Raw genomic sequence first — 18,281 nt, 5'->3', positions numbered from 1 at the left:
CGGGCGGTTCAGGGCCGTCGACCGTACGAACCTGACCGGGTAATGCCGGCGTAGGGAGGATTGAGCTCACATGTCGTCGAACCATGTCACCACGGGCCCCATCGCGGGCAGCGCAAAGCACTACGAGCAGATCGACGCCGACGGGACGACGTTGCGCATCCCGGTCCGCCGGATCAACCTGACCAACGGCGAACACTTCGACGTCTACGACACCTCCGGCCCGTACACCGACGATTCGGCCACGATCGACCTGGAGGCCGGACTACCGAAGCTCCGCGCCGGTTGGACCCAGCCGGACGTGCCGGGACCACGTACGCAGCTGGCCTGGGCCAGGGCCGGGGCGATCACCGCCGAGATGCGGTATATCGCTGCGCGCGAAGGCGTTTCGCCGGAACTGGTTCGCGACGAGGTGGCCGCCGGCCGGGCCGTGATCCCCGCCAATCACAACCATCCCGAATGCGAGCCGATGATCATCGGCAAGAAGTTCGCGGTGAAGATCAATGCCAATATCGGCAATTCCGCGGTCACCTCCTCGATCGCCGAAGAGGTGGAGAAGATGGTGTGGGCCACCCGCTGGGGCGCCGACACCATCATGGACCTGTCCACCGGTAAGAACATCCACGAGACCCGCGAATGGATCCTGCGGAATTCGCCGGTACCCGTCGGCACCGTGCCGATCTATCAGGCACTGGAGAAGGTGAACGGCGATCCGACCCAGCTGACCTGGGAAATCTATCGCGACACCGTGATCGAGCAGGCCGAGCAGGGCGTGGACTACATGACCGTGCATGCGGGGGTGCTGCTGCGGTACGTCCCGCTGACCGCCAAGCGCGTCACCGGCATCGTCTCGCGCGGCGGTTCGATCATGGCGGCATGGTGTCTGGCCCACCACCAGGAATCGTTCCTGTACACCAACTTCGCGGAACTGTGCGAGATCCTGGCGAAATACGACATCACCTTCTCGCTCGGCGACGGGTTGCGGCCCGGTTCGATCGCCGATGCCAACGACGAGGCGCAGTTCGCCGAACTGCGCACGCTCGGCGAGCTGACCAAGATCGCGAAATCGCATGGCGTGCAGGTGATGATCGAGGGCCCGGGCCACGTTCCGATGCACAAGATCGTGGAGAACGTGCGGCTCGAGGAGGAGCTGTGCGAGGAGGCGCCGTTCTACACGCTGGGCCCGCTCGCCACCGATATCGCACCGGCCTACGACCACATCACCTCGGCGATCGGCGCGGCGATCATCGCGCAGGCCGGCACCGCGATGCTCTGCTACGTCACCCCGAAGGAACATCTGGGGCTGCCCAATCGCGACGATGTGAAGACCGGCGTCATCACCTACAAGATCGCCGCCCATTCGGCCGATCTCGCCAAGGGACATCCGCGGGCGCAGGAACGCGACGACGCACTGTCCAAGGCGCGCTTCGAATTCCGCTGGCACGACCAGTTCGCGCTGTCGCTGGATCCCGACACCGCGCGGGAGTACCACGACGAAACGCTGCCCGCCGAACCCGCCAAGACGGCCCACTTCTGCTCGATGTGCGGCCCGAAGTTCTGCTCGATGCGTATCTCCGCCGATGTGCGCGAGTACGCGGAGAAGCAGGGGCTCACCGACGTGGAGGCCATCGAGGCCGGTATGGCCGAGAAGTCGGCCGAATTCGCCGAGGCCGGTGGAAAGGTCTACCTGCCCGTCGTGTCGTGACAGCGAAAGCTGTTGTGCCGTAACGGCGCTGCCGTTGCGCTGCGTGCGCCGACGCCCGCCCGCCGCCAGGGTGCGCGTCGGCGCCGCAGATGCGCCGCCGGTCCGCGGATGTCAGCTCATCGCTCGATGTTCGCGAGCGTCCGGATGCCGGTGAGGATCACGCGGACGCCGTGGGCGAATTCGTCGTCCGGATCCATGGCGGACAGCTTCGTGACCAGATTCGCCGTGCGCGGGTACCGATCGGGGTCGACCGCTCGGTCGATCTGCGCATAGGGGTTGTCGGCACCGTAATCCGCACCGGTGCGCGCCTGCTCCTCGATCACGAATCCGACCGTGTAATGCAGCACGATCGGGAAGACCCACCCCGCCTCGTCGGCGGAGAACCCCGCGTCCTCCAGCGTGCGTAGGGTCAATTCCATGGTGCGCCACATGGATTCGTCGCTGACGTAGGTCCCGGCGAGCAGTCGGCCGCCGTCGCGGTGCCGCAGCATCGAACTGCGCAGGCGCCCCGCCAGTTCGGCGATCCAATCCTGCCAGGTTTCGCCCCGGCGCGGCCCCTCCACGCGGTCGACCGCGGCGGCGAAGACCGCGCGCGCCATCACATCGAGCAATTCCTGCTTGTTCTTGACATGCCAGTAGAGCGCCGGCGCCTGCACATCGAGCGCCGACGCCACCTTGCGCATGGTCAGGCCGTCGAGCCCGGTCTCGTCCAGCAGCTCCAGCGCGGCCGCGCCGATGGCGTTGGCGTCGAGTTTCATCGCACCTCCAGTCGATTGCTTGACAGCTTAACAATGTTCTGGTGTCCTTAACGGCGTTAAGGATTTAACAACGTTAAGGAGCGGGTCGTGCACACAACGGATGTAGTCGTCGCAGGTGGCGGGCCTACCGGGCTGATGCTGGCGTACGAATTGCGACTGGCCGGCGTCGCGGTGGAGGTACTCGACGCGCTGCCGGCGCGCACCGGTGAATCCCGCGCCGGAGGTATCCACGCGCGCACCATGGAGATCCTCGACCAGCGCGGCCTGCTCGACGACCTCCTGCGACAGGGGCGCACACTGCCGCGCGGCCACTTCGGCGGACTCCCGCTCGACTTCGGAGATTTCCACACCCGCTTCCCGTACACCCTCGCGGTGTTGCAGTCGGTGATCGAACGCGAATTGGACCGCCACGCGACGGCGGCCGGCGCGCCCGTGCACTGGGATTCGCCCGTCACCGGATTCCGCCAGGACGATTCCGGGGTGGAGGTCGAAGTCGGCGGGAGCCGTCCGCGCCGGATCCGCGCGGCCTACCTGGTCGGCTGCGACGGCGGGCGCAGTTCGGTGCGCAAGCTCGCGGGCATCGGCTTCGACGGCACGGACGCGACGGTGACGGGCATGATCGCCGACGTCGAACTCGCCGCTCCCCCCGCCGAGCTGTTCTTCGGCGCCCGCGGTGCGACCGGCGACTATTCGGTGATCCAGTTCGAGCCCGGGTGGTACCGGTTGATCGCCCAGTGCCACGACCGGGTGCGCGAGCGCGGCAGCGCAGTGACCTTCGACGAATTCCGCAGCGCGTTCACCGACCTCGCGGGCACCGATTTCGGCATGCACAGCCCGCGGTGGGTCACCCACTACGGCGATGCCGCCCGGCAGGCCGACCGCTACCGCGTGGGCCGGGTGTTCCTGGCGGGCGACGCCGCGCACATCCATTTCCCGGCCGGTGGCCAGGGCCAGAATCTGGGGCTGCAGGATGCGGTCAATCTGGGCTGGAAGATCGCGGCCGTGTTGCGCGGCAACGCTTCCGACGCACTGCTGGACACCTACGAATCCGAACGCCATCCGATCGCGGCGCGCGTACTGCGGAACACGCGCGCTCAGACGGCGCTGTCACGGCCCGGTGCGCACGTGGACGCGTTGCGCGACAGCATGTCCGACCTTTTCGACATCGACGAGGTGCGCCACCGCCTCGGGCTCATGATCACCGCGCTGGACATCCGCTACGACTGCGGGGACCAGCATCCGCTGTGCGGCCGGCGCGTGCCGGATGCCGATATCGCAACCGCCGACGGGCCCACCCGCGTGCACGAGCTGATGCGTTCGGGACGTCCGATTCTGCTGGTGCGCAATGCGGCCGAGATCCCCGATATCAGCGAGCGGAAGGACCGGGTGGACATCGTGTGCGCAACGGATCCGGCCACCGAATGGATCATTCCCGGATTCGGCCCGGTTCCGGCGCCCACCTACACCCTCATCCGACCGGATGGGTATATCGCTTGGGCCGCAAGCGATTCCACTACCGAGGGACTGAACACGGCACTCACCGCCTGGGTCGGCCCCGCTTCGGCCGACCGGTGATCCCGGCGGCTACGCAGGCCCTCTATCGGCACCCGCCGTGGTGTCGCCGCTACTTCCGGGGTGCCCAGCGGGCGACGAAATCATCGGGTTGCGGTGCGGGGCCGGGGAGTTCGCCGGGGGTGCGCAGTCCGTCGAGCAGCAGAGCGAGTATGCGGTGGCGCAACTGCGCGGTTCGAGTGGCGTCGGGGAGGATGATCGCGGCGCAGGCCTCCAGAACCAGGCTGAGATCGGCGATCGTCACCCCGTCGCGGACGGCGCCGGAAACCTGTGCCCGGCGCAGTATTTCCTCGTTCAGCTCCGCGGAACGACGCACCTGAGGGGCGAACGATTCGTCCGGGGTGAAGGTGCCGGCCAGTCGCACGGTCAGCGAATGCACATCGGCGTCGACCACCCGGCGCAGGAATTCGGCGAGCACGTCGGCGTCGGCCACCGACTCCAGCGCGGCCTCGGCCTCGGCGTTGTAGCGGCACAGCCCCTGATAGCAGAGGGTGCGCAGCAACGCCTCCTTACTCGGATAGCGGCGGTACAGCGCGCTGATCCCCACTCCGGCACGTTCTGCGACGGCCGAGATCGGGGCGGTCGCATCGGCGAGGAAAACCGCGCGAGCGGCATCGAGGATGATCCCGTCGTTGCGCGCGGCCTGCGCCTTGCGACCGGGAAGCGCCTGGCGAGCTGGGGCGTCGGTTGGTTTCGGCATGGTTTTCAGCCTAGCACTTGAAACGGAATGATCCGTTCTGATACGGTTCCAACAGAACGAAACATTCCGTTCCAAAAGGAGACGATCATGACCATCCGCCCGTTCCACGTCGACATCCCGCAGGACCGCCTCGACGACCTCGCCGATCGGCTGCGGCGGGCGCTGTGGCCGGACGAGCTGCCCGGCGTCGGCGACGCCTACGGTGTTCCGGGCGATCGGGTGCGCACGCTGGCGAAATACTGGTTGAACGACTTCGATTGGCGCGCAACGGAAGCGCGACTGAATGCGCATCCGCAGTTCCGCACGGAGATCGACGGCGAGGATATTCACTTCCTGCACGTCCGCTCGTCGCGGCCGGATGCGTTGCCGGTCATCCTCACCCACGGCTGGCCCGGATCGGTGCTGGAGTACCTGGACGTGATCGAGGCGCTGACCGAACCGGAATCCCCCGACCATCCGGCCTTCCACGTGGTCCTGCCGTCGCTGCCGGGCTTCGGCTTCTCCGGCCCGACCCGCAGCACCGGCTGGGGCACCCAGCGCACCGCGCGCGCCTGGGTGGAGCTGATGGATCGGCTCGGTTACGAGCGCTTCGGCGCGATCGGCAACGACGGTGGGTCGATGATCTCCCCGGAGATCGGCCGGCTGGCCGGCGATCGCGTGGTGGGCGTCCACGTGACGCAGTTGTTCTCCTTCCCCTCCGGCGACCCGGCCGAATTCGACGGACTGTCCGAAGAGGATCTGGGGGCGCTCGCGCACCTGCAGTGGTTCCAGGACAACAAGATGGCGTTCAACATTCTGTGCAGCCAGCAGCCGCAGACGCTGGCCTACGCGTTGAGCGACTCTCCGCTCGGGCTGCTGGGCTGGAACGCACAGCTTTTCGGCGAAAGTCTCGATCCGGAATTCGTGATCGGCAATATCGCGCTGTACTGGCTCACCGGCACCGCGGCCTCCTCGATCCGGTTCTACTACGAGAATGCCCACGCCACCGAGCGTCCGTCCGGGCCGACCACCACCCCGACCGCGCTCGCCATGTTCGCCGGGGATTTCCGCTCGATCCGCCGGTTCGCCGAGCGCGACCACCAGAACATCGTCAGCTGGAATTCCTACGACGTGGGATCGGTGACCGGCGGACCCAACGATGCGGCCGGACACTACGCCGCGCACGAGGCGCCGGAGGTGCTGGTCGGCGACATCCGGACGTTCTTCGCCCGGGTCCGGTGAATCCCCGGCGGCTGAGCAGTCACCGACTGCTCAGCCGGGGCGCCCTATCGCTGCTTCTTCCCCTGGACTGTGGTCTCGACACCCGAGGGGGTGACGTCCTTGGCCTTCTTCTCCGCTCGCTTCTCCTTCAGCGACTTGCCGGACTTCTTGGACATGGTGCTGCGCGGAGATTTATCGGACATGAGGGTCCTTTGTTCGGCAGGATTCGAATGACCCTGTTGGCTCGACCGTACGCGCCCGGCCTCCCGCATCGGCGGAATGCGCGATCGGCACGTCCGCGTGGATGACCATGCTGCGGTCGCGGGCCGGCGCGTCGTAGGGTCTGTCTCGTGAAACTGCTGCCGCTGCCGGAACCGGGTACTACGCCGGTCCGGGTGCTGACGATCGCCGGAACCGACTCCGGGGGTGGGGCCGGAATTCAGGCCGATTCGCGCACCATGGCACTGCTCGGCGTCCATGCCTGCGTGGCGGTGGCCGCGGTGACCGTGCAGAACTCGGTCGGGGTCAGCGGTTTTCACGAGATTCCGCCGCAGACCGTCGCCGATCAGGTGCGGGTGGTGACCGGCGATATCGGGGTCACGGCGGCCAAGACCGGCATGCTGGCCTCGACCGCGATCATCGAGGCGGTGGCCGGGGTCTGCGACGAGGTCGGTATCGGACGCGACGGCACAGTGCCCTTGGTAGTCGACCCGGTGGCGGCTTCGATGCACGGCGACCCGCTGCTGCACGCGGAAGCCCTGGACGCTCTGCGCTCGGTTCTCATTCCGCGCGCCACGCTGGTGACCCCGAATCTGGACGAGGTGCGGCTGCTCACCGGCATCGCCGTGACCGACGACCGCAGCGCTCGCAAGGCCGCCGAGGCGCTGATCGCACTCGGCCCGCGCTGGGCCGTCGTCAAGGGCGGTCACCTGCGCTCCTCCGAATTCAGCACCGATCTGCTGTTCGACGGCGACCGCTTCCACGAACTCACCGCACCCCGCATCACGACCGGCAACGATCACGGCGGCGGCGACACCCTGGCCGCCGCCTCCGCCTGCGCCCTGGCACACGGCTACCCGGTGCCCGAGGCGGTGGCCTTCGCCAAGGAATGGACCACGCGCTGCCTGGAGGCGTCCTACGATCTCGGCGCCGGGCACGGACCGGTGTCGCCGCTGTGGCGCTTGCACGGAAGCTGACCTGGCGGGCGCTCCCAGGAAGCTCACAGGTCGGGCGCAGCGCTACCCAAGGCTGATACCCGAAATTGGGATCATGACCGAGACAGCGATGGCGTTCCAGGCGGCCACCACCCCCGACTCGACGCGCACAGCGGTGCTCGAGGTCGTGATCCCTGTGTACAACGAGGAGCGCGATCTCGCCGGATGCGTCCGCCGGCTGCACGCGTTCCTGCGTGACGGTTTTCCGTTCTCGACCCGAATCACGGTGGCGGACAACGCATCCACCGATTCCACCCTCGCCGTGGCGCACGAACTCGCCGCGGAGCTGCCCGAGGTCGAGGTCGTCCACCTCGACCGCAAGGGCCGCGGGCGCGCGCTGCGCGCGGTGTGGGAGGCCTCCGACGCGCAGGTCGTCGCGTATATGGACGTCGACCTGTCCACCGATCTCAACGCCCTGCTGCCGCTGGTGGCCCCGCTGGTCTCCGGACATTCCGATCTGGCGATCGGTACCCGGCTGGCGAAATCCTCACGCGTGGTGCGCGGCCCCAAACGCGAGATCATCTCCCGCTGCTACAACCTGATCCTGCGGGCCTCGCTGCAGGCCCGGTTCTCCGACGCCCAGTGCGGATTCAAAGCGATGCGCACCGATGTGGCCCGCCGGATCCTGCCGTTGGTCCAGGACGGGGAATGGTTCTTCGACACCGAACTGCTGGTGATCGCCGAACGCGCCGGACTGCGCATCCACGAGGTGCCGGTGGACTGGATCGACGATCCGGACAGCCGCGTCGACATCGTCGACACCGCCCGCAAGGATCTGCTCGGCGTGTGGCGGGTGGGCCGCGGCCTGGCCACCGGCGCCCTGCCGATCAACGAACTGCGCGCCGCCATCGGGCGGGAACCGCTGGTGGACGGGGTGCCGCTGGGCATGGTGGGCCAGCTGGTGCGCTTCGGCATCATCGGTGTGCTCTCCACGCTGGCGTACATGCTCCTGTACGTGATGTTGCAGTCGGTGGTCGGCGCCCAACCCGCGAACTTCGCCGCCCTGCTGATCACCGCGGTCGCCAACACCGCGGCGAACCGCGCCTTCACCTTCGGCGTGCGCGGTTCGGGCAACGCGGTCTCCCACCACTTCCAGGGCTTGCTGATCTTCGCCTTCGCGTGGCTGCTGACCAGTGGTTCGCTGTTCGCGCTGCACCGGTGGGCGCCGGACGCGTCCGTGCACGTGGAACTGCTGGTGCTGGTGGTCGCGAATCTGGTGGCGACGCTGACCCGATTCGTGGGGTTGCGCTGGGTCTTTCGCAACGCGGTCGCCGGCAGCGGCGTCGAGGACATCGCGACGGCGCCGGCCTCGGCGGAAACGCGGTGACCGAAACGACAATGCCCGCCCTGAAGAGGGCGGGCATTGTGTGTTGTAGCCCCGACGGGATTTGAACCCGCGCTACCGCCTTGAGAGGGCGGCGTCCTAGGCCGCTAGACGACGGGGCCGAGAACTGCGCTCCGGCAACCGGAGCCCGGTCAGCTTATCGGTCCCGGGCGACGGCACCAAATCGGGTGCTCACATTCGCGGTCTCAGAAAGGCCGCCCCTGGATGAGGCCGAAGATTCCGGCGATGAAGAACAGTGGGATGAACAGTGCGGTCGCCACCGGATCGCCGTTGAGATATCCCTGCCGGATACCTTCCAGAGCTGCCGCAGAACCCGAATCCATGATCGATTTCCCCTCGCTCGATATGTGATGAATGTGCCGGATCACGCTAGCGCAGCCCAGGGCCCTTCGAATCGGCGCTGTTCCCACCGGCGGGCGTGATGTCAGTGCGGCGTGTGCAGTCCCATATGCAGGGTCACCGCCCACTGGTGCACGATCTGCTTGCGGCGCACCGAGTCGTCGGTCAGGACGTCGGCCAGCCCCAGGCCGCGGGCCATGTCGAGGGTGGCCTGCACCAGGTGATGGGCGACCGGGTCGGAGTCGTCGACGCCGAGCGCCTCGACGGCCAGGCGATGGGAGACCCGGCCGAAGTGCGCCTCGAGGGGCACGATGCGTTCGCGCAACACCGGATCCGCCGCGGCATGTGTCCACACCTGCAGCGCCGCCTTGAACAGCGGAGTCGTATAGGACTCGACCAGCTGCGCCACCACCGCCTCGGTGCGGCCGACGCCCTGCGCCACCCCGGTCACGGCCGCCGCCTCCGCCTTGGACTGGGCCATCCGGGCGTCGAACATGTACTCGAGGGCGGCGGTGATCAGATCCTCCCGGGTGGGGAAATGATGCTGAGCCGCCCCGCGCGAGACCCCGGCCCGTTCGGCGACCACCGCGACAGTGGCCGCCGCCCAGCCCATATCGGCCAGACAGTCGATGGTGGCCTCGAGCAATCGCTGACGGGTGGCCCGGCTGCGGTCCTGCTTGGGTTCGTGCGATGCGGTCATGATCGGTTCATTCTGCCCAGCTGGGTGGGCGGCGCTGGAAGAAGGCCGTCATCCCCTCGATCACCTCGGGCGTGCCGAAGAAACTGCCGGAGCGTTTGGCCAGCTCATCGGCGGTGCGATCGAATTCGGCGACGAGGGACGCGTTCACCAGCCGCTTACTTTCGGCCAGGCCCTGCGGGGACCCCTTGCGCAGTTCGCCGCACAGCCGGGCGACCTCGGCGGCGGCGTCGTCGGCGGCGACGGTGATCAACCCGATGCGCTCGGCCTCGGCCGCGTCGAAGGTTTCGCCGGTCTGGTAGTAACGTGCGGCGGCCCGGGAGGTCAGCCGCGGCAGCAGCGTGAGAGAGATCATGAACGGCGCCAGGCCCAACCGCGCCTCGGTGAGCGCGAAACTGCTCGACGGCCCGGCGACCGCGATATCGCAGGCGCCGACGATGCCCATGCCGCCCGCGCGCACATTGCCGTCGATCTGCGCGAGCACCGGTTTGTGCAGTTCCACGATGCCGCGCAGCACATCGATCATCCACCGGGTGCGGATGTCGGCGGCCGCGGCCGGATCGGCGTCGAGCGCTTCCTTGAGGTCCGCGCCGGCGCAGAACGTGTTGCCGGTGTGGGTCAGGATCACCCCGCGGGCCCGTTCGTCGGCGCCCGCCTTGCGCAGTCCGTCGAGCAGTTCGCGAACCAGCTTCGAGGACAACGCATTCCGATTGTGTGGTGAATCCAGCGTGAGCACCGCGAAGCCGTCGCGCAGGTCGTACCGCACGAAAGGTGTTTCGGTGCCGGTGGTTTCGGTGCCGGTGGTTTCGATGCCCGTGGTTTCGGTGGTATCGCTCACGTGTGCATTCCTCCTCGTCCGGTTCGGGTGGGTGTCCCCCGACCGGGCCGCGCATAGGCGGCCCGGCCGGTCGCCGCTCAGTACGACTTCGGCAGCCCCAGCGAGTGCTGGGAGACGAAGTTCAGGATCATTTCCCGGCTCACCGGAGCCACTCGCGCGATCCGCGCCGCGCCCAGCATGCCCGCCAGACCGATGTCCGCGGTCAGGCCCGAACCACCGTGGGTCTGGATGGACTGATCCAGGGCCTTGATACTCGCCTCCGCCGCAGCGTATTTCGCCATATTGGCGGCCTCCGCGGCACCGAAGTCGTCGCCGGAATCGTAGAGGACGGCGGCCTTCTGCATCATCAGCTTGGCGAGTTCGAGTTCGATCTTCACCTGGGCCAGCGGATGCGAGATGCCCTGGTGCGCCGCGATCGGCGTCTTCCAGACCTGCCGTTCCCGGGCGTATTCGACCGCCCGGTCGATGGCGTAGCGGCCCATGCCGACCGCCATCGCCGCACCCATGATGCGCTCGGGATTGAGGCCGGCGAACAGCTGCGCGATCGCGGCGTCCTCCTGGCCCACCAGAGCGCTGCCGGGCAGGCGCACATCGTCGAGGAACAGCGTGAACTGGTTGTCCGGTTCGATGATGTCCATCTCCTGGCGGTTCTTCTCGAAGCCGGGAGTATCGGTCGGGACGATGAACAGCGCCGGCTTCAACTTGCCGGTCTTGGAATCCTCGGTGCGCGAGACGATCAGCACCGCCTCGGCCTGATCCACACCGGAGATGAAGATCTTGCGGCCGTTGAGGATCCAGTCGCCACCGTCGCGGCGCGCGGTGGTCGTGATGTTGTGCGAGTTGGAGCCGGCGTCGGGTTCGGTGATGCCGAACACCATCTTCGACGAGCCGTCGGCCAGCCGGGTCAGCCAGTATTGCTTCTGCTCCTCGGTGCCGTATTTGGTGATGATGGTGCCGCAGATCGCGGGCGAGACCACCATCAGCAGCAGGCCCGCGCCCTGGGCGGCCAGTTCCTCCATCACCAGCGCCAGTTCGTAGATTCCGGCGCCACCGCCGCCGTACTCTTCCGGCAGGTTCACGCCGAGGAAGCCGAGTTTGCCCGCCTCGTCCCACAATTCGTCCAGCGGCTCGTTGCGGCGCGCCTTCGCGGAGACGTAGTCGCGGTAGTTGTACTTCGCGGCGAGCTTGGCGACGGCCGCCCGCAGCTGCTTCTGTTCGTCGGTTTCGATGAAACTCATGGACATTCTCCTGTAGTGGGCCGCTATTCGGCGGTGGCTTCGGCCGGTGCCGCGGTGGCTTCGGCATGGACGACCGCCAGTACGGCGCCGACGTCGACCTGTTGTCCCGCAACCACATTCAGTTCGGTCAGCACTCCGGCCGCCGGGGCGGCGATGGTGTGCTCCATCTTCATGGCCTCGAGCCAGAGAATCGGCTGCCCCTTCTCGACGGCGGCGCCGACCTCGGCGCCCAGCCGGATCACCGAACCCGGCATCGGCGCCAGCAACGACCCCTCCGCGACCTGGTCGGCCGGGTCCGAGAAACGCGGAAGCCTGCGCACCGCGACCGGGCCGAGCGGCGAATCGACCGCCACCAGATCGCCGTAGCGCGCGACCTCGAACCGCCGCCGCACCGAGCCACGCTCCCCGGGCACACCGAGAACCACGACATCCGGTGTGGCCTCGATCAGTTCGAGCCCCTCGTGACCCTCGACCTCGAGTCCGGAGCGGGTGAGGCGGTATCGCACCTCGTGCGTTCCCGACACCCGGCTCTCGTAGGACTTGCTCTGCCCCTGTGAGGGCAGATTGCGCCAGCCGCTGGGCAGCGCCGCGCCGACGCGCGCTCGCGCTCGGTTGGCGGCCGCGTCCGCCAGTGCCGCGGCGACGATGGACAGTGCCTCGTCGCCGGGTGAAACCAGCGGCGCGGCAAGATTTTCCAGGCCGTGGGTGGCGAAGAACGCGGTATCGGTATCGCCGGCGAGAAAGGCCGGATGCCGCAGCACCCGCACCAGCAGATCGCGGTTGGTGACCAGGCCGTGGATGCGGGCCCGCTGCAACGCCGTCGCCAGCAGATGCGCCGCCTCCTCGCGGGTGTCGGCGTAGGAGATGACCTTGGCCAGCATCGGGTCGTAGAACACCCCGACCGCCGAGCCGTCCACCACACCGGAGTCGAGCCGTAGACCGGGCTCGGTCAGGACGGTGAATTCGGCCGTGCCCGAGGCGAATTCGATGCGATGCACCGCGCCGCTCTGCGGCTGCCAGTCGTGTGCCGGATCCTCCGCGTACAACCGCACCTCGATGGAGTGCCCGCGCATCGGCGGCGGCTCCTGCGGCAGCCGGTAGCCCTGCGCCACCTGCAGTTGCAGCCGGACCAGATCGAGGCCGGTGGTGCATTCGGTGACCGGATGTTCCACCTGCAGGCGGGTGTTCATCTCCAGGAAGAAGAAATCGCCCTGTTCGTCGGCGAGGAATTCGACCGTGCCCGCGCCCTCGTAGCCGATCGCCTCGGCGGCGAGCCGGGCCGCCTCGAACAACCGCGCCCGCATGGGGGCGATCCGCTCGACCAGCGGCGACGGCGCTTCCTCGACCACCTTCTGATGCCGGCGCTGAATCGAACATTCACGCTCGCCCACCGCCCAGACCCGGCCGTGGGTATCGGCCATCACCTGCACCTCGATGTGGCGGCCGGTTTCCAGGTAGCGCTCACAGAACACCGTCGGATCGCCGAAGGCCGATTCCGCCTCGCGCCGGGCCGCCTCGAGCTGATCCGGCAGCTCCGCCAGCGAGCGCACCACCCGCATACCGCGCCCGCCACCACCGGCGGAGGCCTTGATCAGCACGGGCAGCAGGTCCTCGGTGACCTCGGCCGGATCGAGTTCGGCCAGCACCGGGACGCCCGCGGCGTCCATCATCTTCTTGGATTCGACCTTCGAACCCATCTGTTCGATGGCCGCGACCGGCGGGCCCACCCACGCCAAGCCGGACTCGATCACCCGGCGAGCGAATTCCGCGTTCTCGGAGAGGAATCCGTACCCCGGATGAATCGCGTCGGCGCCCGCGGCGTGGGCGGCCTCGATGATCAGATCGCCGCGCAGATAGGTCTCGCCGGGAGTGTTGCCGGGCAGCCGGATCGCCGCATCGGCCTCGGCCACATGCGGTGCGTGCGCATCCGCGTCGGAATACACCGCGGTCGTGGCAATGCCCATGCGCCGGCAGGTCGCGAACACGCGGCGGGCGATCTCCCCGCGGTTGGCGACCAGAACGTTCGTGATCGGCCCTACTGTCATCTCAGACCTCACATCCGGAAGACGCCGAAGCCCTCGGCGCCCTTGATCGGGGCATTGTGGATGGCCGACAACGCCATTCCCAATACCGTGCGGGTGTCGCGGGGGTCGATCACACCGTCGTCGTAGAGCCGGCCCGACATGAACATGGGCAGCGATTCGGCCTCGATCTGGGCCTCGATCATCGCGCGCATGCCCTTGTCTGCTTCCTCGTCGAACGCCTGGCCGCGCGCCTCGGCGGCGGCCCGGCCCACGATCGAGATCACGCCCGCCAGCTGCGCACCGCCCATCACCGCGGATTTGGCACTGGGCCAGGCGAAGACGAAACGCGGATCGTAGGCGCGCCCGCACATGCCGTAGTGCCCGGCCCCGTAAGAGGCGCCCATCAGCAGCGAGATGTGCGGCACCTTCGAATTGGAGACCGCGTTGATCATCATCGCGCCGTGCTTGATGATGCCCTTCTGCTCGTACTCCTTACCGACCATGTAACCGGTGGTGTTGTGCAGGAACAGCAGTGGGGTGTTCGACTGGTTGGCCAGCTGGATGAACTGCGCGGCCTTCTGCGCCTCCTCGGAGAACAGCACGCCGCGGGCGTTGGCGAGAATGCCGACCGGATAGCCGTGCAGCTCCGCCCAGCCGGTCACCAGGCTGGAACCGTAGAGCGGTTTGAACTCGTCGAAATCGGAGCCGTCCACCACCCGGGCGATGACCTCGCGCGGGTCGAACGGAATCTTCAGATCGGTGGGCACGATGCCGAGCAGTTCCTCGGAATCGTAGAGCGGTTCGATCACCTCGGCGCGCGGACGCGGGGCGGGTCCGGTCTTGCGCCAGTTCAGCCGCCGCACGATGGACCGGCCGATCCGGATGGCGTCCTGTTCGTCTGCGGCGAGATAGTCGGCCAGACCCGATGTGCGGGCGTGCATCTCGGCGCCGCCGAGCGATTCGTCGTCGGACTCCTCACCCGTCGCCATCTTGACCAGCGGCGGACCGCCGAGGAACACCTTGGAGCGCTCCTTGATCATGACGGTGTAGTCGGACATGCCGGGAATGTAGGCGCCACCGGCGGTGGAGTTACCGAAAACCAGTGCGATGGTGGGAATTCCGGCCGCGGAGAGTCTGGTGAGGTCGCGGAACATGCGACCGCCCGGGACGAACACCTCCTTCTGCGTCGGCAGGTCGGCACCGCCGGATTCCACCAGGCCGATCACCGGGAGCCGGTTCTCCAGCGCGATGTCGTTCATGCGCAGGTTCTTGCGCAGCGTCCACGGATTCGACGTGCCACCGCGCACGGTCGGATCGGGGGCCACGATCATGCATTCGACGCCCTCGACGATGCCGATGCCCGCGATCACCGAGGCCCCCACGTGGAATTCGCTGCCCCAGGCGGCCAGCGGTGCCAGTTCCAGGAACGGCGAATCCTCGTCGATGAGCAGTTCGATGCGCTCGCGCGCGGTGAGCTTGCCGCGCTTGCGGTGGCGCGCCATCTTGTCCGGGCCGCCGCCCGCGATGTTCTTGGCGTATTCGGCCTCGACCTCGGCCAGTTTCTCGGTCATGGCGTCGGCGGCGGTGCGGTAGTCCGCCGAATTCGGGTCGATGGCTGTACGGAGAGTGCTCAAGATTGGTACCCCAATCGCTTGGCCGCGAGGCTGGTCAGGATTTCGTTGGTGCCGCCGCCGATGCCGAGGATGCGCACATCGCGGTAGTGGCGCTCCACCTCGGATTCGCGCATGTAACCCAGGCCGCCGAACAACTGAACCGCCTGGTGGGCAACCCATTCCGCGGTCTCCACCGCGGTGTTCTTGGCGAAGCACACCTCGGCGATCAGATCGGTTTCCCCGTCCGCCGCGCGTTCGGCCACGTGCCGGGTGTACACACGGGCGACGTCGATGCGGCGAGCCATCTCCGACAGCGTGTTCTGCACGGCCTGCCGGCTGATCAGCGGGCGGCCGAAGGTCTCGCGGTCACGGCACCACCGCAGGGTCAGATCCAGGCAGCGCTGCGCATGCCCGTAGGCCTGCACCGCCAGCCCCACCCGCTCGCTGACGAAAGCCTGTGCGATCTGGGCGAATCCGGAGTTCTCGGCGCCCACCAGATTCGACACCGGGACCCGCACATCGACATAGGACAGTTCGGCGGTATCGGAGGCCAGCCAGCCCATCTTCTCCAGTTTGCGGCTGACCGTGAATCCCGGCCGGTCCTTTTCCACCAACAGCAGCGACACACCGGCGGCGCCGGGGCCACCCGTGCGCACGGCGGTCACCACGTAGTCGGCGCGCACCCCGGAGGTGATGAAGGTCTTCGCGCCGTTGACCACGTAGTCGTCGCCGTCGCGCACGGCGCTCGTGGTGAGGTGGCCGACGTCGGAGCCGCCACCGGGTTCGGTGATGGCCAGTGAGCCGATCTTCTCCCCCGCCAGGGTGGGCTTCACCCAGCGGTCGATCAGTTCCGAGTTGCCCGACGCGGCCATGTGCGGCACCGCGATACCGCAGGTGAACAGGGAGGCGAACAGTCCGCCCGAGCAGCCGGCGTAGTGCATCTCCTCGGCCACGATGGCGGCGTCGATCCCGTCTCCGCCCGCACCGCCGACCGCTTCCGGGAACTGGATGCCGAGCAGCCCGAGCGCACCGGCCTTCTTGTGCAGTTCACGGGGAATCTCACCGGCACGCTCCCATTCGTCCAGATAGGGCAGCACCTCGCGCTCGGCGAAACCTCGGACGGTCGTGCGTAATTCACGCCGCTCGGGCGTATCCCAGACACTGCTCACGGTAGTAACTCCACGGGTATGTCGATGTGGCGGGACCGCAGCCATTCGCCGAGTCCCTTTGCTTGCGGATCGAATCGGGCCTGGTAGGCGACGCCGAGGCCGAGCAGGTCCTCGACGATGAAGTTGACCGCCCGCAGGTTCGGCAGCACGTGCCGGGTGACGGTGAGCTTCGCGGTCTCGGGCAGCAGCGCCCGCAACGTGTCGACGGTGAGGGTGTGCACCAGCCAGCGCCACTGGTCGTCGGTGCGTACCCAGACCCCGATATTGGCGTTTCCACCCTTGTCGCCGCTGCGGGCCAGAGCGATGGAACCTAATGGGGCACGGCGTGTTTCACTCGCCGGCACGGGTTGCGGCAGCTCGGGTTCGGCCACCTCGTCCAGCTCCCGAGTCCGCGCGGGCGGGGCGATCGGCACGCGCGTTCCGTCGGGAAGTACCGCGGTGTGCGCGACCTCGGCCGCGTCGACATAGCCCGCGGTGTAGACGCCGTACGGAGCACCGTTTCCGGGCGGCGTGGTCATGGTGAAGCCGGGATAGCTGGCCAGCGCCAATTCGACGGCGACACTGGAGAATGCGCGTCCCACCTTGTTGGGATCGGGGTCGCGGACCACGCAGCGGAGCAGGGCGCTGGCCTGCTCCTCGGTCTCGGCGTCGGGGCGGTCCAGCCGCGACAGCGACCAGTCCAGTTCGGCCGGGCGCACCGGCAGCCAGCTCTCCAATTGCCGCTGTGCCAGTGCGGCTTTGGCCTCGATGTCGAGACCGGTCAGCACGAAGGTCATCTCGTTGCGGAAGCCGCCCAGGGTGTTCAGCGAGACCTTCAATTGCGGCGGCGGCGCCTCACCGGTCACGCCGCTGATCAGCACCCGGTCTTCACCGTCGGCGGCGAGCCGGATGCTGTCGAGGCGGGCGGTGACATCGGGTCCGGCGTAGCGCGCGCTCTGGATCTCGTACATCAGCTGCGCTTCGACGGTGTCGACGGTGACCGCGCCACCGGTGTTCGCGTGTTTGGTGACGACGCTGCTGCCGTCGCGGCGGACCTCGGCGATCGGGAAGCCGGGACGGTCGAGATTCTCGATCTCGGTGAAGAACGCGAAGTTGCCGCCGGTGGCCTGGGTGCCGCATTCGATGACGTGCCCGGCGACCACCGCACCCGCCAATGCGTCGAAATCGTCTCGGGCCCAGCCGAAGTGGGCTGCCGCCGGTCCGACGACCACAGAGGCGTCGGTGACCCGGCCGGTGACGACGATATCGGCCCCGGCGTTCAACGCCTCGGCGATACCCCAGGCACCCAGGTAGGCGTTGGCCGTCAGCGGTGCGCCCAAGCCCAATTCCTGGGCGCGCGGGAGCAGGTCGTCTCCTTCGACATAGGCGATCCTCGGTGTGAGGCCGAGCTTTTCGGCCACCTCGGCGATCCGCTGCGCCAATCCGGCCGGATTGAGTCCGCCCGCGTTCGCGACGATGCGCACGCCGCGTTCGAGCGCCAGGCCGAGGCAGTCCTCGAGTTGCCGGACGAAGGTCTTGGCATAGCCGAGGGCCGGATCCTTCATCCGGTCGCGGCCGAGGATCAGCATGGTCAGTTCGGCGAGATAGTCACCGGTGAGCACGTCGAGTTGCCCGCCCTCGAGCATCTCGCGCATCGCGCTCAACCGGTCGCCGTAGAAGCCGGAACAGTTGCCGATCCGGAGGACCTCCGGGTCGGCGCCGAGACTCGTCATCTGCGCGGCGCCTCCTCATGCGACGTGCCTGCCGCAGCGGCTGTGCTGCGTCGGGTTCCAGGTTCACATCGGGTGCAGAAAAAATCAAGCCTGCGTGCTTGTTAATTGTCGAAGGCGCAGGTAGAAGCGGCGCGCCGGGCCTCGACCCGCCCGAACAGGC

16 protein-coding genes and 1 tRNA gene are annotated in these 18,281 nt (G+C 67.8%); 5 read left to right on the top strand and 12 right to left on the bottom strand.

The annotated features are described in order from the left end of the window. The first annotated feature begins 70 nt into the window (after nt 1-70). Complete coding sequence (gene thiC, locus NK1_RS26505) at nt 71-1,702, top strand: phosphomethylpyrimidine synthase ThiC (protein WP_063012984.1); 1,632 nt, start codon at nt 71-73, stop codon at nt 1,700-1,702. Between the two features lie 116 nt (nt 1,703-1,818). On the opposite strand, the gene NK1_RS26500 is transcribed toward thiC, so the two are convergent. Beyond that, complete coding sequence (locus NK1_RS26500) at nt 1,819-2,460, bottom strand: TetR/AcrR family transcriptional regulator C-terminal domain-containing protein (RefSeq protein ID WP_063012982.1); 642 nt, start codon at nt 2,458-2,460, stop codon at nt 1,819-1,821. Between the two features lie 87 nt (nt 2,461-2,547). Between NK1_RS26500 and NK1_RS26495 the strand changes: the two genes are divergently transcribed. After that, nucleotides 2,548-4,035, top strand: coding sequence for an FAD-dependent monooxygenase (locus NK1_RS26495; protein WP_063012980.1), 1,488 nt, complete (start codon nt 2,548-2,550; stop codon nt 4,033-4,035). 49 nt (nt 4,036-4,084) lie between these two features. On the opposite strand, the gene NK1_RS26490 is transcribed toward NK1_RS26495, so the two are convergent. Next, nucleotides 4,085-4,732 (bottom strand): TetR/AcrR family transcriptional regulator, encoded by a 648-nt coding sequence (locus NK1_RS26490; RefSeq protein ID WP_063012978.1) that lies wholly within the window; start codon nt 4,730-4,732, stop codon nt 4,085-4,087. 87 nt (nt 4,733-4,819) lie between these two features. Between NK1_RS26490 and NK1_RS26485 the strand changes: the two genes are divergently transcribed. Next, on the top strand, nt 4,820-5,953 hold the full coding sequence (locus NK1_RS26485) for an epoxide hydrolase family protein (RefSeq protein WP_063012976.1): 1,134 nt from the start codon (nt 4,820-4,822) through the stop codon (nt 5,951-5,953). Between the two features lie 44 nt (nt 5,954-5,997). Here the strand turns inward: NK1_RS26485 and NK1_RS35145 are convergent, their stop codons facing one another. After that, entirely contained in the window at nt 5,998-6,135 is a 138-nt protein-coding gene (locus NK1_RS35145) for a hypothetical protein (RefSeq protein WP_086007310.1), read from the bottom strand. Between the two features lie 147 nt (nt 6,136-6,282). Between NK1_RS35145 and thiD the strand changes: the two genes are divergently transcribed. Together thiD and NK1_RS26475 are read left to right on the top strand one after the other, a co-directional pair. Continuing rightward, the gene (gene thiD / locus NK1_RS26480) at nt 6,283-7,128 is read left to right on the top strand and encodes a bifunctional hydroxymethylpyrimidine kinase/phosphomethylpyrimidine kinase (protein WP_063012974.1); all 846 of its coding nucleotides are present in this window, start codon (nt 6,283-6,285) and stop codon (nt 7,126-7,128) included. An 88-nt stretch (nt 7,129-7,216) separates the two neighbouring features. Then, nucleotides 7,217-8,473, top strand: a complete 1,257-nt coding sequence (locus NK1_RS26475) for a bifunctional glycosyltransferase family 2/GtrA family protein (RefSeq protein ID WP_245660835.1) — start codon at nt 7,217-7,219, stop codon at nt 8,471-8,473. Between the two features lie 46 nt (nt 8,474-8,519). Here NK1_RS26475 and NK1_RS26470 read toward each other — a convergent pair. The 9 genes from NK1_RS26470 to NK1_RS26430 all read right to left on the bottom strand — a co-directional run bounded on the left by NK1_RS26470 (nt 8,520) and on the right by NK1_RS26430 (nt 18,121). Beyond that, a tRNA-Glu gene (locus NK1_RS26470) sits at nt 8,520-8,592 on the bottom strand. Nucleotides 8,593-8,676: 84 nt separating this feature from the next. Continuing rightward, on the bottom strand, nt 8,677-8,814 hold the full coding sequence (locus NK1_RS26465) for a hypothetical protein (protein ID WP_157104452.1): 138 nt from the start codon (nt 8,812-8,814) through the stop codon (nt 8,677-8,679). Nucleotides 8,815-8,915: 101 nt separating this feature from the next. Continuing rightward, complete coding sequence (locus tag NK1_RS26460) at nt 8,916-9,530, bottom strand: TetR/AcrR family transcriptional regulator (RefSeq protein WP_036506355.1); 615 nt, start codon at nt 9,528-9,530, stop codon at nt 8,916-8,918. 7 nt (nt 9,531-9,537) lie between these two features. After that, nucleotides 9,538-10,338, bottom strand: coding sequence for an enoyl-CoA hydratase family protein (locus NK1_RS26455; protein ID WP_063013030.1), 801 nt, complete (start codon nt 10,336-10,338; stop codon nt 9,538-9,540). A gap of 104 nt (nt 10,339-10,442) precedes the next feature. Beyond that, a complete protein-coding gene (locus tag NK1_RS26450) occupies nt 10,443-11,603 on the bottom strand; it encodes an acyl-CoA dehydrogenase family protein (RefSeq protein WP_063001166.1) in 1,161 nt (386 codons plus the stop codon). 23 nt (nt 11,604-11,626) lie between these two features. After that, a complete protein-coding gene (locus tag NK1_RS26445; RefSeq protein WP_063012968.1) occupies nt 11,627-13,648 on the bottom strand; it encodes an acetyl/propionyl/methylcrotonyl-CoA carboxylase subunit alpha in 2,022 nt (673 codons plus the stop codon). A gap of 8 nt (nt 13,649-13,656) precedes the next feature. Then, nucleotides 13,657-15,261 carry an acyl-CoA carboxylase subunit beta gene (locus NK1_RS26440; protein WP_063012965.1) on the bottom strand — a complete coding sequence of 535 codons (1,605 nt, stop codon included), beginning with the start codon at nt 15,259-15,261 and terminating at the stop codon, nt 13,657-13,659. Continuing rightward, nucleotides 15,258-16,409: an acyl-CoA dehydrogenase family protein gene (locus NK1_RS26435; protein WP_374726637.1), complete on the bottom strand. Its 1,152-nt coding sequence runs from the start codon at nt 16,407-16,409 to the stop codon at nt 15,258-15,260. The genes NK1_RS26440 and NK1_RS26435 overlap by 4 nt, the downstream gene beginning before the upstream one ends. Beyond that, nucleotides 16,406-18,121, bottom strand: coding sequence for an acyclic terpene utilization AtuA family protein (locus tag NK1_RS26430; protein ID WP_063012962.1), 1,716 nt, complete (start codon nt 18,119-18,121; stop codon nt 16,406-16,408). The genes NK1_RS26435 and NK1_RS26430 overlap by 4 nt, the downstream gene beginning before the upstream one ends. Nucleotides 18,122-18,281: the final 160 nt, after the last annotated feature.

The sequence above is a fragment of the Nocardia kruczakiae NBRC 101016 genome (assembly GCF_001612965.1).
Classification (GTDB): Bacteria; Actinomycetota; Actinomycetes; order Mycobacteriales; family Mycobacteriaceae; genus Nocardia; species Nocardia kruczakiae.
The sequence above is the reverse complement of the archived record's forward strand: the minus strand, read 5'-3'. Positions and strand labels throughout refer to the sequence as shown.

Excerpts from the sequence above, each read along its gene's own strand:
- NK1_RS26485 (WP_063012976.1), top strand. The coding sequence starts at position 4,820 with ATGACCATCCGCCCGTTCCACGTCGACATCCCGCAGGACCGCCTCGAC.
- NK1_RS26450 (WP_063001166.1), bottom strand. The coding sequence starts at position 11,603 with ATGAGTTTCATCGAAACCGACGAACAGAAGCAGCTGCGGGCGGCCGTC.
- NK1_RS26445 (WP_063012968.1), bottom strand. The coding sequence starts at position 13,648 with ATGACAGTAGGGCCGATCACGAACGTTCTGGTCGCCAACCGCGGGGAG.
- NK1_RS26465 (WP_157104452.1), bottom strand. The coding sequence starts at position 8,814 with ATGGATTCGGGTTCTGCGGCAGCTCTGGAAGGTATCCGGCAGGGATAT.
- NK1_RS35145 (WP_086007310.1), bottom strand. The coding sequence starts at position 6,135 with ATGTCCGATAAATCTCCGCGCAGCACCATGTCCAAGAAGTCCGGCAAG.
- thiC (WP_063012984.1), top strand. The coding sequence starts at position 71 with ATGTCGTCGAACCATGTCACCACGGGCCCCATCGCGGGCAGCGCAAAG.
- NK1_RS26475 (WP_245660835.1), top strand. The coding sequence starts at position 7,217 with ATGGCGTTCCAGGCGGCCACCACCCCCGACTCGACGCGCACAGCGGTG.
- NK1_RS26460 (WP_036506355.1), bottom strand. The coding sequence starts at position 9,530 with ATGACCGCATCGCACGAACCCAAGCAGGACCGCAGCCGGGCCACCCGT.
- NK1_RS26490 (WP_063012978.1), bottom strand. The coding sequence starts at position 4,732 with ATGCCGAAACCAACCGACGCCCCAGCTCGCCAGGCGCTTCCCGGTCGC.
- NK1_RS26500 (WP_063012982.1), bottom strand. The coding sequence starts at position 2,460 with ATGAAACTCGACGCCAACGCCATCGGCGCGGCCGCGCTGGAGCTGCTG.
- NK1_RS26430 (WP_063012962.1), bottom strand. The coding sequence starts at position 18,121 with ATGACGAGTCTCGGCGCCGACCCGGAGGTCCTCCGGATCGGCAACTGT.